This is a genomic window from Pseudomonas sp. M2, from assembly GCF_015751845.1.
In the GTDB taxonomy this organism is placed as follows: Bacteria; Pseudomonadota; Gammaproteobacteria; order Pseudomonadales; family Pseudomonadaceae; genus Aquipseudomonas; species Aquipseudomonas putida_E.
Map to the genome: position 1 here is coordinate 4436187 of NZ_JADOUD010000001.1, position 12960 is coordinate 4449146.

At 55.0% G+C, this 12960-nt stretch carries 10 protein-coding genes; all 10 read left to right on the forward strand.

The features are described 5' to 3' along the window. Positions 1 to 166 precede the first annotated feature (166 nt). The 10 genes from IWW33_RS20505 to tssE all read left to right on the forward strand — a co-directional run bounded on the left by IWW33_RS20505 (position 167) and on the right by tssE (position 12954). Positions 167 to 1180, forward strand: coding sequence for an SUMF1/EgtB/PvdO family nonheme iron enzyme (locus IWW33_RS20505; protein ID WP_196914336.1), 1014 nt, complete (start codon positions 167 to 169; stop codon positions 1178 to 1180). Positions 1181 to 1632: 452 nt separating this feature from the next. Further along, the gene (locus tag IWW33_RS20510) at positions 1633 to 2649 is read left to right on the forward strand and encodes an SUMF1/EgtB/PvdO family nonheme iron enzyme (RefSeq protein WP_196914337.1); all 1017 of its coding nucleotides are present in this window, start codon (positions 1633 to 1635) and stop codon (positions 2647 to 2649) included. Positions 2650 to 2735: 86 nt separating this feature from the next. Beyond that, positions 2736 to 2999, forward strand: a complete 264-nt coding sequence (locus IWW33_RS20515; RefSeq protein ID WP_115274372.1) for a PAAR domain-containing protein — start codon at positions 2736 to 2738, stop codon at positions 2997 to 2999. 73 nt (positions 3000 to 3072) lie between these two features. Continuing rightward, positions 3073 to 4206 (forward strand): hypothetical protein, encoded by a 1134-nt coding sequence (locus IWW33_RS20520; protein ID WP_174142226.1) that lies wholly within the window; start codon positions 3073 to 3075, stop codon positions 4204 to 4206. 22 nt (positions 4207 to 4228) lie between these two features. Then, on the forward strand, positions 4229 to 7549 hold the full coding sequence (locus IWW33_RS20525) for an ImcF-related family protein (RefSeq protein ID WP_174142225.1): 3321 nt from the start codon (positions 4229 to 4231) through the stop codon (positions 7547 to 7549). After that, a complete protein-coding gene (tssA, locus tag IWW33_RS20530) occupies positions 7546 to 9132 on the forward strand; it encodes a type VI secretion system protein TssA (protein WP_174142224.1) in 1587 nt (528 codons plus the stop codon). The genes IWW33_RS20525 and tssA overlap by 4 nt, the downstream gene beginning before the upstream one ends. Positions 9133 to 9155: 23 nt before the next feature. After that, the gene (gene tssF / locus IWW33_RS20535; RefSeq protein WP_174142223.1) at positions 9156 to 10925 is read left to right on the forward strand and encodes a type VI secretion system baseplate subunit TssF; all 1770 of its coding nucleotides are present in this window, start codon (positions 9156 to 9158) and stop codon (positions 10923 to 10925) included. Further along, on the forward strand, positions 10889 to 11986 hold the full coding sequence (tssG, locus tag IWW33_RS20540; RefSeq protein WP_174142222.1) for a type VI secretion system baseplate subunit TssG: 1098 nt from the start codon (positions 10889 to 10891) through the stop codon (positions 11984 to 11986). The genes tssF and tssG overlap by 37 nt, the downstream gene beginning before the upstream one ends. After that, positions 11967 to 12503, forward strand: a complete 537-nt coding sequence (tssJ, locus tag IWW33_RS20545; protein WP_174142221.1) for a type VI secretion system lipoprotein TssJ — start codon at positions 11967 to 11969, stop codon at positions 12501 to 12503. Before tssG ends, tssJ begins: the two co-directional genes overlap by 20 nt. Positions 12504 to 12507: 4 nt before the next feature. Then, complete coding sequence (gene tssE, locus IWW33_RS20550; protein ID WP_174142220.1) at positions 12508 to 12954, forward strand: type VI secretion system baseplate subunit TssE; 447 nt, start codon at positions 12508 to 12510, stop codon at positions 12952 to 12954. The last annotated feature ends 6 nt before the right edge of the window (positions 12955 to 12960 follow it).

Here is a 12960-nt window from a genome sequence, read left to right on the forward strand (position 1 = left end):
AATTTATGATCGGTTGAAGGAGTTTAGTTCTTCTGGTTATGCGCTCGCTATGAATGATACGGTTTATTATAAGCTAAATTTTGGTCGTGATCCGAATTATCCGCGACGTTGCAAGTTTGGTCCTTGTGGTGCGGATGTTTTTTGAGGGAATCTAATTGGAGTGGTCGTGAAGATTTTTAAGGCGCCTATATTTTTTTTGATTTTTTTTAGTCTGTCAGGCTGTGACCAGTTGGCGAGTGGTGTTGGTTATAAGGAGGTCAGGATAACTCCGATAGAAATGAAGCATTTTGTCGAAGAAGTAAAAAGGGATTTGGTGTTTGTTGAGGGTGGTGAATATTTGATGGGGGATTATGGCTTGCAGTATGGGGCGGAGCAAATGTCTTATGATGGTGATGGAGATAGTCGGCCAGTACATAAGGTCAAGTTGAGCACCTTTTCTATTGCAAGATTTAAGGTCTCTAATAAAGAATTTGAGATGTATCTTAAAAGCAATGGTCTTGATTTGCGTTCTTTTGAGGAGGGGGATAGACAGGAGGATTGGAAGAACATTCATTCTTTACCTAATTTGCCAGCGCATATGGACTGGTATGAGGCCGACCGCTATTGCAACTGGCTGGCTAAAGTGACCAATCTTCCTTTCTCATTACCCACTGAGGCTCAGTGGGAGTACGCGGCACGCAGCCGCGGTCAGTTTTTGATGGTGGCCACTGATGACGGTACTTATAGGCAGACAAATGATGGTTTTACTAAAGATGGGGGAGGGCCAAAAGGAATTAACATTTCTACTTCTCGAGATCGTAAGGAGTTTGCTAGAAAAATGGGGTGGAGAACGGGCGTGCTTACGCCCTTGCCGGTAGACAGGTTTCCTCCCAATCCGTTGGGCCTTTATGCCATGTCGGATAATGGGCTGGAGTGGGTTAAGGATTGGTATGACGAAAATTATTATCAGTACTCCCCTGAAATTGACCCCCAGGGGCCGGAGACACCAGTTACCAAGGACTACTTTGGCCGGGATACAAAAGTTGTACGTGGTCAGGCAAATGCCAATCCAAGCTGGGGAGGAGGAGTGAATGTGCACAGAACCTCTGCGAATCCGCATGGTTATGCATTTGAACATGACATGATTGTATTGGACGATAAAGCGGCTAGATGTGTTGTTAATAGTTCTGATCAAATTTAACAGTAATGAGGGCTGTGCCTCAGGGGGATTTGAATAAGTTCGTGAGCCGGCTGATGAGGCGAAGACGAATGTTGACGCTTCAAAGCGAAGGAATCTGTTAGCTAAAAACATTATAGAGCGAGAAACGGATCTGTTGCGCTACACACCTGAAGCTAAGGGTATAAGGTTACTTTGAGTTGGAGGCCGTCGAGCGGCATGAGCGAAGCTTGGTAGACTTTCTTAAGTTAGGGAAGGATCGAGATAGAGGATTATATAAAATAAAATATGAGCGAGGCGAACTGGCCATAATTTATGATCGGTTGAAGGAGTTTAGTTCTTCTGGTTATGCGCTCGCTATGAATGATACGGTTTATTATAAGCTAAATTTTGGTCGTGATCCGAATTATCCGCGACGTTGCAAGTTTGGTCCTTGTGGTGCGGATGTTTTTTGAGGGAATCTAATTGGAGTGGTCGTGAAGATTTTTAAGGCGCCTATATTTTTTTTGATTTTTTTTAGTCTGTCAGGCTGTGACCAGTTGGCGAGTGGCGTCGATTATAAGGAGGTCAGGGTAACTCCGATAGAGATGAAGAATTTTGTCGAGGAAATAAAAAGGGACTTGGTGTTTGTTGAGGGTGGTGAATATTTGATGGGGGATTATGGCTTACAGTATGGTGCGGAGCAACTGCCTTATGATGGTGATGAAGACAGTCGGCCAGTACATAAGGTAAAGTTGAGCGCCTTTTCTATTGCGAGATTTAAGATCTCAAATAAAGAGCGTGAGATGTATCTTAGAAGCAATGGTCTTAATTTGCGTTCTTTTGGGGAGGGGGATGAACAGGAAGATTGGAAGAATATTCATTCTTTACCTAGTTTGCCAGCGCATTTGGACTGGTATGAGGCCGACCGCTATTGCAACTGGCTGGCTAAAGTGTCCGATCTTCCTTTCTCATTACCCACTGAGGCCCAGTGGGAGTACGCGGCACGCAGCCGTGGTAAGTTCTTGATGGTGGCCACTGATGACGGTACTTATAGGCAGACAAATGATGATTTTACTAAAGATGGCGGAGGGCCAAAAGGAATTAACATTTCTACTTCTCGAGATCGTAAAGAGTTTGCTAGAAAAATGGGGTGGAGAACGGGCGTTTTTACGCCCTTGCCGGTAGACGGGTTTCCTCCCAATCCGTTGGGCCTTTATGCAATGTCAGATAATGGGCTGGAGTGGGTCAAGGATTGGTATGATGAAAATTATTATCAGTACTCTCCTGAGGTAGACCCTCAGGGACCTGAGACGCCTATTACTAAAGACTTTTTTGGCCGTGATACAAAAGTTTTGCGTGGTCAGGCAAGGGCTAATCCAACCTGGGGAGGGGGCGTAAATGTGCATAGAACCTCTGCCGAGCCACATGGATATGGGTCTGAAAATAAATTGATTGTGTTGGAAGATAAAACGGCTAGATGTGTTGTTAATAGTTACAAGCGGATTGAGTAGTAGTGAGTTCTATATTTCAGAGAGAGCATTTAAATGTAGGCTGCCTGAAAGGCGGGTGATGATTTTATTATTTGGTGATTAATTATATGCGCGGAGTTATTCGTGTTGGCGACAAACTGTCTTCGGGAGGCAAGGTACTTGCCGGCACCAGTGGATTGAAATTTATGCAGCTTGATGTCGCTTGCGTAGGTGATGCTGTTTTTTGTCCAATACCTGGGCACGGCGTGAATGAAATAGCAGAGGGGGATACAGGTTCGAAAGTTAAAGGTCGGCCCATTGCTTTAGACGGTCATTGCTGTTCCTGTGGTTGTGAGTTAATCACGTCGCTTCCTCAAGCAGGTAGGCTGTGAGATGGCAGTTGACCTGAGCTCATTACCCGAGAGGCGAATGCTACCCCGGCAACCTCGGCACTGGCGATGGGGTGTGGTCATCTTGCTTTGTTCGCTCGTAGTTGGCGGGTTGATGGTCCTGCTTTGGCGGGTGGACAGTTGGCATACATCATTTTGGTTTTGGATCTGCGCTTTATTAGGGGGTTTGATTACCGGGTTAGTGTTCTACGCACTGCGTTTGTTGGCGTACGAGAAACATCGAGATTATATAGGGAGTTGGAATGAGAGTCGCGATGAGTTGGAGCAGTCACTCATTCGGCGCGGCCAGCGTACGGTTGCCGTATTGGCCGTGTCCTATTGTTCGGGGGCGGGTAATAATAAACTTGCTCAGGCCCTGCGTTTGGGTAGTAAGCCTCTCCAACCTATTTATCTGGAAGGACAGGCCTTGACAATGCGGTTGAGCCAATTAAAACCGCCGGTACAAAATCACTCAAAGTCCGAATACGCTAAGCGTTTACGTGGATTTTTACAGCAAGTTGTACGTGGGTTGGAGTCTGATTTAGAGATGGGGGCGCGCAGTCTTGCTGTGGATGTTCGTATCAGGCATAACAAAGTACTTTGCAATGAAGAGCTTCTGTCCATTTGGTCTGCAGTTACCACCAACCACCGTTTAACTGATAGCGTGGTCTTTGCGATGGACGATGATGGCATAATGTGGCTGGACGCTTGGTTGGATGCGCCGGAACGACATCCATTGTTAGTGTCCGTCGAGATTAATCTTTTTCTAAACCCCGTTGCTGAACAGGCTGAGGCCGTGACAGCTGTGTTGTTGGGCTCTTCGCAGTGGTGTAACACGCAAAAAATTGATTCGATCGCTCTGGTTCATCGTCCTGTCCAACTTGAATGCCCTGGTCGCTCGATCAAGGATGCAGTTACCGATGCATTTCTTTGGGGGCAACTGCGTGCCGGAGAAGAAACGTACTTCAGTTGGCAGGCTCAGGTGCCTGGTGACGTTTTACGTGAGACAAGTATCGCTGTGAATGCAGCACGTTTCCCTTTTAACGTGGCCAGGTGTCATCGATTGGATGATTCGTTTGGTTTGCCGGGATGTGCAGTAGGTAATGTCGCATTAATCGTTGCTAGTGAGTGTGCCAAGGCAGAAGACGGTCCTCAGGTGGTCCTGCTACAGGATGCCTCTGCTCAAATTTTTATTGTCCGGCCTGCATGAGATCTTGAAATAGGGATTGATCGTGAAAAAGAAGAGAATCAGCGTCTGGATAGTGATCCTGTGTTTGCTCGTTGCGGGTGGGGTATTGATCTGGGTCGATAATCCCGTAGTGCAGGTGAGGAGTGAGACTGCACGCTTGCAATGGTCAGCAGTGTTGTTGATCGGCTGTTTGATATTTCTCTTTCTCGATGGCGTCGGCGAATTGGCTATCCGAATGTTGGGCGCGAGAGATTTTATTGCTCTGATGGGACAAAAGCTCGGAGTCAACTGGACTCGTTCGACTGGCAGTAACGTGGTTTCTAATGCTGAGGATCCATTCGGCGTACCCGAGTTGAGGGCGCATTTGAATGGACGCTACGGCTTCTTCTGGCGGCGCAAAATTCGACTGTTGTTGGTGGTCGGTGAGTCTGAGCAGATCGAGGCGATTGCCCCTGGGTTGAGCGAGCAGCGTTGGCTGGAAGGGCAAAACACCGTGCTGCTGTGGGCCGGCAGCATCCAAGGTGAACCGCAAGACGCGTTGCTTTTGCAGTGGCGCGGCCTATGTCGCAGCCGTGCGCTCAATGGGGTGGTCTGGGTGTTGAACAAAGACCAAAGCAATAACGTGAGCGCGATGAACGATAGCGTTCGTCGTTTGCAGAATCTGGCCAAAACCCTTCGCTGCCAATTGCTGCTGCATGTGTGGCAGGTCTGCGACAGTATGTGGCCGCAGCACGCGCGCGAAATCGGGGCGGTAGGCTGCATGCTCCCGGTACCATTAACGCCAGTGCGGCTCGCCGACCACTTAGGCATGCTCGCACAACCCTTACGTGAGCAGGGTCTATCGCAGCTTCAAAAAGACTCTGATCATGATTTCTTGCTTCGGTTGTCACGCGATGTTGCGACCGAGGGTGTCTCCGGATGGAGCGCTGCATTGTCCGCGCTGTTCCGGCGACGCGACGTTTGGTTGCGTGGAGTGTGGTTCAGCTTACCGCTGCGACTCCAGAACAACCTTCGCGTGGATCATCACTGGCCTGAAGACCCTGCATGGTCAGGGATCCTCAGCGATCGCTCTGCCCGAGCCCGACGACTGGGTTGGCACCCAGGCAGAGTCGCCTACGTTTCTGCGCTTGGCCTGGCTTCCATCTGGGGCATCGGCTTGCTGTTGTCGTTTGCCAGCAACCGTGCCGAGGTCGTTCAAATAGCGGCGGCGTACAGCGCTTTGCAGCAACCTGTAACAGGCACCGACACTCAACAGGCACTGGGCGAGCTTGTACGCGAACTCTCCCGCCTGGACTATCGATCAGAACACGGCGCACCGTGGTACCAGCGTTTTGGCCTGAACCGGTCCCACGACCTGCGCGAAGCGGTGTGGCCGCTCTATACGCAAGCCAATAACCAACTGCTCCGTGACCCCGCCGTCTCTGAACTGGAAAAACGGCTCAAGGCGTTGGTCAACTTACCTCCGGCGAGTCCCCAGCGCGCCAAGCGGGCCCAGCTGACGTACAACTACCTCAAAGCCTATCTGATGCTGGCGCGCCCGGAAAAAGCCGATGCGGCTTTCTTGGCCGAGACCTTGGGCGCTGCCGAACCGGCACTGTGGACGTTCTACGGCCAGCATCTGCCCGATCACCCGGATTGGGCGATCAAGGCCGACCCCAGGTTGATCGCCCAAACGCGTCACGTGCTGCTGCGCGAACTGGGCCAGCGAAACGCCGAAAGCAGCCTGTATCAGCAGGTCCTCGACACCGCGGCGAACCACTACCCGGCGTTGGGCTTGCAGCAGATGGTCGGCGACACCGATGCAACCGCCTTGTTCGCCAGTGCTGAACAGGTCCCCGGTGTGTTCACCCGCCAAGCGTGGGAAGGGCGGGTACGTGCAGCCATTGAAGAGGCGGCGCAGGCGCGCCGCGAAGAGATCGACTGGGTGCTCAGCGACAACCCCAACGACATTGCCAAGGAGCTGAGCCCCGACGAACTCAGCGAGCGGTTGACCACGCGCTACTTCCAGGATTACAGCAGTGCCTGGCTGGGCTTCCTCAACAGCCTGCGCTGGCAGCAGAGCCATGGCCTGAGCGATGTGATTGCACAGTTGACGCTGATGAGCGATGTGCGTCAGTCGCCATTTATCGCCCTGATGAACACGTTGAGTTACCAGGGCCAGGCAGGCGTTCGTGGCCAGGCCTTGGCCGATTCCCTGATTGAATCCGCACAGAAGTTGGTGGGGCAAAAAGCAGCGCCGATAGTCGATCAACTTCCCCAAACACCAAACGGCCCGCTCGACAGCACCTTTGGCCCCTTGATGGCGTTGCTGGGAAAGGAGGCGGAAGGGCGATCGGGCGATGACCGTTTGAGCCTGCAAACCTTCCTCACGCGGGTCACCGGCGTGCGCTTGAAGCTGCAGCAGGTGGTCAATGCGCCCGATCCTGAAGCAATGATCCAGGCCTTGGCGCAGACGGTATTCCAAGGTAAAAGCGTGGACCTGACCGATACCCAGGCCTATGGCAACCTGATCGCCGCCAGCCTGGGCGCCGACTGGGGCGCGGCTGCCAATACGCTCTTCGTGCAGCCGCTGGATCAGGCCTGGCAACAGATTCTGCAGCCGTCGTCGGCAGGCCTCAACAGGGCGTGGCAGCGCTCGATCGTCGACGAGTGGCAGGGTGCTTTCAGCGGCCGGTATCCCTTCGCGGCCACCAGCAGTGGCGCCTCGTTGCCCATGCTGGGGCAGATGATCCGCGCCGACTCCGGGCGGATCGAACAGTTTCTGGCCCAGCAGCTCACGGGGCTTCTACGAAAAGAAGGTAGCCGCTGGGTGGCAGACCCGCGGCAAAGCCAGGGGCTGCGTTTCAACCCGGACTTTCTGACAGCGATCAATCAGCTCAGTCGTCTGGCCGATGTGTTGTACACCGATGGCGGTATGGGCTTGAGCTTCGAGCTGCAAGGCAAACCTGTGCGTGATGTGGTGCAGACCACGTTCGTGCTCAATGGTGAAAAGCACCATTACTTCAACCAGCGAGAAAGCTGGCAACGCTTTCACTGGCCCGGGCAGGGTGACCACCCCGGCATCAGCCTTACGTGGAGCAGTGTCTACACCGGCGAACGTCTCTTTGCGGACTACCAGGGCACCTGGGGACTGATTCGTCTGCTGGAGCAGGCCAATGTCACGGCGTTGGACGACGGCGATAGCCGCTTCCGGGTCGTGTTGGATGCGCCAGATGGTTTGCGCCTCACTTGGCACTTGCGCACCGAGTTGCGGGAAGGCCCGCTTGCGCTGCTCAAATTGCGAGGGTTCAGCTTGCCGCGAGAGATCTTTCTGGTCGATGGCCGTGACACACCGCAGTACGCGCAGAATGGGGGCATCGAATGAGTCTGAAAAGCCTGATCGAAAGCTGTTTACCCGGTTGCGAGCCACTGGCCGTGGCGCGCGAGCACAGCGAGTGCTGGAAAACCTGGTTGACCCCCATCCGTGATGACGCGCCCGTAGGCGAGGATCCGGTTTATGACGACGACTTCCAGCATATGCGCGAGGAGGTCAACAAGCTTTCCGGGGCGGATGTGGAGCTGGTGGCGCAGCTGGGGCAGAAGCTGCTCCAGCACTCGTGTAAAGACCTTCGCGTTGCCACTTACTACCTCTGGGCACGCTTGCACCGGGACGGAGAGGCAGGCTTGGCGGATGGCTTGAACTTGTTGGCAGCGTTAATGGAACGTTATGCCGACGGCATCCTGCCTGTGCGTGGCAACAGCCGCAAGATGGCCTTGGAGTGGCTTGCCGGCAGCAGGGTCCTGGCAAGCTTGTCGCTGTACCCACAGGTGGTCAAGGCTGAAACCGAGCGAACGGTGGCTGCTTTGGTATGGTTGGAGCACTGCTTCAGCCATTGGCCTGAAGACCAACTGCCAGGACTGGACGCGTTGTACGGTGCCCTCACTGCCCGACTCGCTGTGTCGGGAGGTGTTGATGCAATCGTCCCTCAGACTGGCAGTGATTCACCCGTAGACAGTAGGGCGGCAGGCCCGAGCCCAACACCCATAAAGTCGGGCCGAGATCTGCTGGACAGTGGTAGAGGGCTAGCCAGCTATCTACGTGATCAACCAGAAGGGTGGTTGGCGGCGCATCGGCTGATGAAGAGTTTGCGTTGGGACACCGTGCATCAACTGCCGCCGCAAACTGCGCAGGGGGTTACCCGTCTGGCACCGCCTCGCGGCGAGTATCGCGCTCAGCTCAAGCGCTTGCACTTGCAGCAAAGCTGGAACGAGCTGATTGATCAGGTCGAGCAAATGTATGCCGAAGGCGTCAACCACTTCTGGTTGGATTTGCAATGGTATCTCCATCAGGCCCTGAGCAAATCAGCTGAACCCTCCAAGAGCTGGGCGGATGTGGTCAAACACGATCTGGGCATGCTGCTGCAACGCCTGCCGGGCGTGGAGTTACTGTGTTGGAGCGATGGCTCGCCATTCGCCGATGAAGCCACGCGTGAGTGGATCAACCAGCAGGTCAGCGGTAATCGCCCAGAACAATGGCTGCCCACAGCGGCCCCCGCATCGTCGGCGGCTGCATGCGAAATATTCGCCTTGGAGCCCGAGGCACTGGCGCAAGCGGATGCTGATGGCGTGGAGCACGCGCTGGCGTGGCTGGCGAGCCGTCCAGACGTGCAGACCGGGCGGCAACGTTGGTTACTGCGTTTGCTGATGGCGCGAGTGGCCGAACAGTGCGGCAAGGCCGAGCTGGCCATTCATTTGTTCACTGAGCTGGACGCTGCCGCGCAACGCCACACATTTGCCGACTGGGAGCCCGACCTGCTCTTCGAGGTCAAGGCGCGTTTACTCAAGCTGCTGCGTTTGAAAAACCAGCGCAACGATGCTGACCGGCCTGCGTTGGCGCGGCAAATGGAACACCAGTTGGCAGCACTCGTATCCATTGACCCGGTACGCGCTGCAATCCTGTGCAGTTAATTCACTTTGATCAGGAATCTGTTTTGACTACGGACAACCTAACCCTGCGTTACTTCGACGCTGAAATGCGCTACTTGCGGGAAGCAGGTAAGGAGTTTGCCCAAGCTTTCCCGGATCGGGCGGCGCAGCTCAACCTGGATAAACCCGGCGCTGAAGATCCCTATGTGGAGCGCTTGTTCGAAGGCTTTGCGTTCTTGATGGGGCGTCTGCGTGAGAAATTGGACGATGACCTGCCTGAGCTGACGGAGGGGCTGGTCAGCCTGCTGTGGCCGCATTACCTGCGTACCATCCCATCGCTGGCCATCGTCGAGCTTATGCCAGATGTCAATCAGATGAAGGGCAGCGAGGCGGTCGCAAGAGGCTTTCAGGTGCTATCACAACCGGTGGGTCAGCACCGTACCCGCTGCAGCTACTCCACCACGCAGGATTTGACGCTACGACCGCTCAATCTGGAAACCGTGCGACTTGACCATGAGCCCGATGGACGTGCAGTTCTACGTCTACGCTTCGCGCGTGGAGCACTGGCCAGCTGGGATCAACTCGACCTCGCGCATATCCCCTTGTATCTGAATGGCGACGCGGCGCTTGCCAGTGTACTGCACCAGGCGCTGACATTGAACGTGCAGGCGCTGCATGTGCGCTTGCCAGGCGAGGCGCAGCGCAAGGCATTTGCGGGGCAATTCAAGCCAAAGGGGTTTGCGGACGATGATCGCCTTTGGCCTAAAGGCGATAGCGCATTCAGCGGTTATCAGTTGTTGCTGGAGTACTTTACGTTCCGCGAGAAGTTCATGTTCGTGACGCTCTGCGGCCTGGAATCGCTCGTGCTGCCTGCGCACGCGCCGTGGTTCGAACTTGAAGTAGTACTCAGTGAGAACTGGTCGCATACGTTTACGCCGACGCAAGAGCACATTCGTTTGCACGCGGTCCCCGTGATCAACTTATTTGCACTAGAGGCTGATCCACTCATCTTGGACCCGTTGCAGAATGAATACTTGCTTCGCCCAATGCGCTTGCAGGACGGTCATACAGAGATCTACTCGGTAGACAAGGTTTCTGGAGCGAAAGACAGCGTTCGTCAGGATTACGTGCCGTTCAGCAGCTTTCGTCACAAAGGGGGGATGCTTCGCGATGAGGCCCCCGAGCGCTATTTTCATACCCGCCTGAGACGCGGCGCCAATGGTCTTCATGACACTTGGCTGATTCTTGGCGGGGAGGGCTTTGACAAAGATGTATTGCTCAATCGCAAAAGCCTGTCGTTGCGCCTGACCGGTACCAATGGCCAGCTGCCGCGAAAAGCATTGCGCAGTACGTTGCTCGACGCTGCGGCGCAGTCCACACAGGCAGGCTTGCGAGTGCGCAACCTGACCGCGCCGACCCTACCGTACTACCCGCCGAATCGCGACCGTTTTCACTGGCGGGTACTCAGTCACCTGGGGTCGAATTTTCTACCGATGCTCAACAGTGCAGAAGTACTGCGTGGCACGTTGGCCTTGTATGAGTGGACGGGTAGCGAAACCAACCGCCGCCGTCTGGAGGCCATTGTCGACGTCAAGCATCACCTGATCCAGCGCTTCGAGAAAGGCTTCTTGCTGCGAGGTGTGGATATCGAAGTGACGGTCGATAGCAATGGCTTTTCAGGCGAGGGGGATATCTGCCTGTTTGGTGAAATGCTCAGCCGGTTCTTCGCTCTGTATGCGGACATTCATTTGTGCACTCAACTGACGATGATTTTGCAGCCGACGGGGAGGTGCCTGCGATGGAGCGAACATCACAGTCAGCGTATTCCCGGTTGAAGGCCGAGGGCATTGTGCATGTGTTGGCTGAACAGGTGTCGACGGCTAACGTCTACCGCTTCTGCCAGGTGCTGGAGCAGGTGTTGGCTGAACAACCACCGTTGGGCAGCACTGCACATCCCGGCGATGACCTAATCAGGTTCCGGCCAGATCCTGGAATGGGATTTCCAGCAGGCGAGTTGAAGGCCATTGAAATCGACGAGTCTGCTCCACACCGACCGCTGACCGTGCGAACCCGGCTGCTGGGTTTGTATGGCGTCGACTCTCCTTTGCCCACGGCCTATCTGGACGATATCGCCCTGCGACGCGAAGGCCATGAGGCGGTGGAGCACTTCCTCGATATCTTCAACCATCGAATATTCACCCAGTTCTATCGGATCTGGCGCAAGTACTCCTACCCGGCAACGTTCGAACCGGGTGGGCGCGATGCCACTTCACAGTGTTTATTGGGCTTGATCGGGTTGGGCATTCCCGGTACGGCAGAGCGTATCGCCACACCGATGTCACGTTTTCTGGCCCTGCTTAGCGTCATGCGTCTTCCCACGCGCAACGTGGAGGGGATTGGTGCGTTGGTGAAGTTGCTGGCGCCACACACGGATACGCACGTGACCGGGCATTGGCCGCAGAGTGTTGTGCTTGAGCAGCCCGCCAGCCTTGCACCAGAGCGTCCGGTGACTTTGGGCCAGGGCATGCCGTTGGGCGCTGTCGGGCACGACGCGAACAGCCAGCTGCGCCTGCGGCTGTATACCGAGGACCAGGATGAAGCGCGTGAGTGGCTTCCTGGTGGCCGGCTGATAGCCGATTTGTGGGTGTTGCTTGAGGTGTACCTGGGATGGCGTTGCACAGCGCTGCTACAGCTCTCAATTCCACGCGAGATGGTGCCGGCTCCTGTACTAGGACGCACTCGGTCGATGCTTGGCATGACCGCTGTATTGAAGCGGGCAGAGGGCGTACTCGCATCGGCTCAAGACGACACGATCACGATTAACCTGGGCCGATATCAAGGTCTGCAGCCGAACCCTTGCAGGAAGGAGGTACAGCATGTGGCGTACCGTTTTTAAATGCTTCACGGCATCGACACTTGTTGCAGTACTGAGTGGGTGTGGCTTTGCACAAAAGGTTGCAGACGGTACGGCGTCTACTGCCCAAGCGATCTTCTACAAGCAAGTAAAGACGCTGCATCTGGATCTCAACGGCCGGTCAGCGATAAATACCGATGTCGAAGAGATGAGCGGATTGTCGGTGCCGGTGCTGGTGCGGGTCTACCAGTTGAAGGACAGCAAGGCGTTGGAGAACGCCACCTATGACGAACTGGTAAGTCAAGGTGAGCGAGTGCTTCGCGATGATCTGCTCGATGAGCGCGTGGTGGTGATAAAGCCCGGCGAGGCGGCGCAGCTGAGTACACCTCTACAAGGCGACGCTCGGTATGTTGCTGTGGTTGCGCTGTTCCGAAGTCCAGACGTTATCGAAAATACGTGGCGCGTTGTCTTGCAGCGTGACGACCTCGAACCGGATCAGGCCAGAGTGCTGGAATTGGGCGATAACCGACTGACGCTTCAACATCGTGCGGAGGGCTGACTGCATGCCTGAGACCAGTCCTTCTCTTTACGAAATCCTGTTGCAGAACTTTTGCGGTGAGCTAGCGCTGGACCAGGTGAATGAAGATGACCAGCTGACCCTCTCGGTGCTGGACAACATTCAGCGCATTCTCAACAGCCGTGCAGGATCACTCTCGCATCTGCCCGACTATGGCTTGCCGGACATGGGCACAGTGCTGCAAGGGCTACCGGCTTCAGCACATGGCTTGATGAACGACATCGCCCGCACGTTGCGCCGCTATGAGCCCCGGCTGGCGCAGGTGAGCGTTCAGCTGATACCTCAGTCTCGCCCTGGCCATCTTGACTATGCCCTTGACGTGGTCATCAAGGGCGGCGGCAGGGCGTCCTTTGGGACCACACTCGGCGCCGAAGGCAGGGTTGTGGTGCGTCACCTCAAGCAGGAAGGCTACCTTCCCGTGCAATGGAACTGACAGGGG

Excerpts from the sequence above, each read along its gene's own strand:
- tssJ (WP_174142221.1), top strand. The coding sequence starts at position 11,967 with ATGTGGCGTACCGTTTTTAAATGCTTCACGGCATCGACACTTGTTGCA.
- tssE (WP_174142220.1), top strand. The coding sequence starts at position 12,508 with ATGCCTGAGACCAGTCCTTCTCTTTACGAAATCCTGTTGCAGAACTTT.
- IWW33_RS20515 (WP_115274372.1), top strand. The coding sequence starts at position 2,736 with ATGCGCGGAGTTATTCGTGTTGGCGACAAACTGTCTTCGGGAGGCAAG.
- tssA (WP_174142224.1), top strand. The coding sequence starts at position 7,546 with ATGAGTCTGAAAAGCCTGATCGAAAGCTGTTTACCCGGTTGCGAGCCA.
- tssG (WP_174142222.1), top strand. The coding sequence starts at position 10,889 with ATGGAGCGAACATCACAGTCAGCGTATTCCCGGTTGAAGGCCGAGGGC.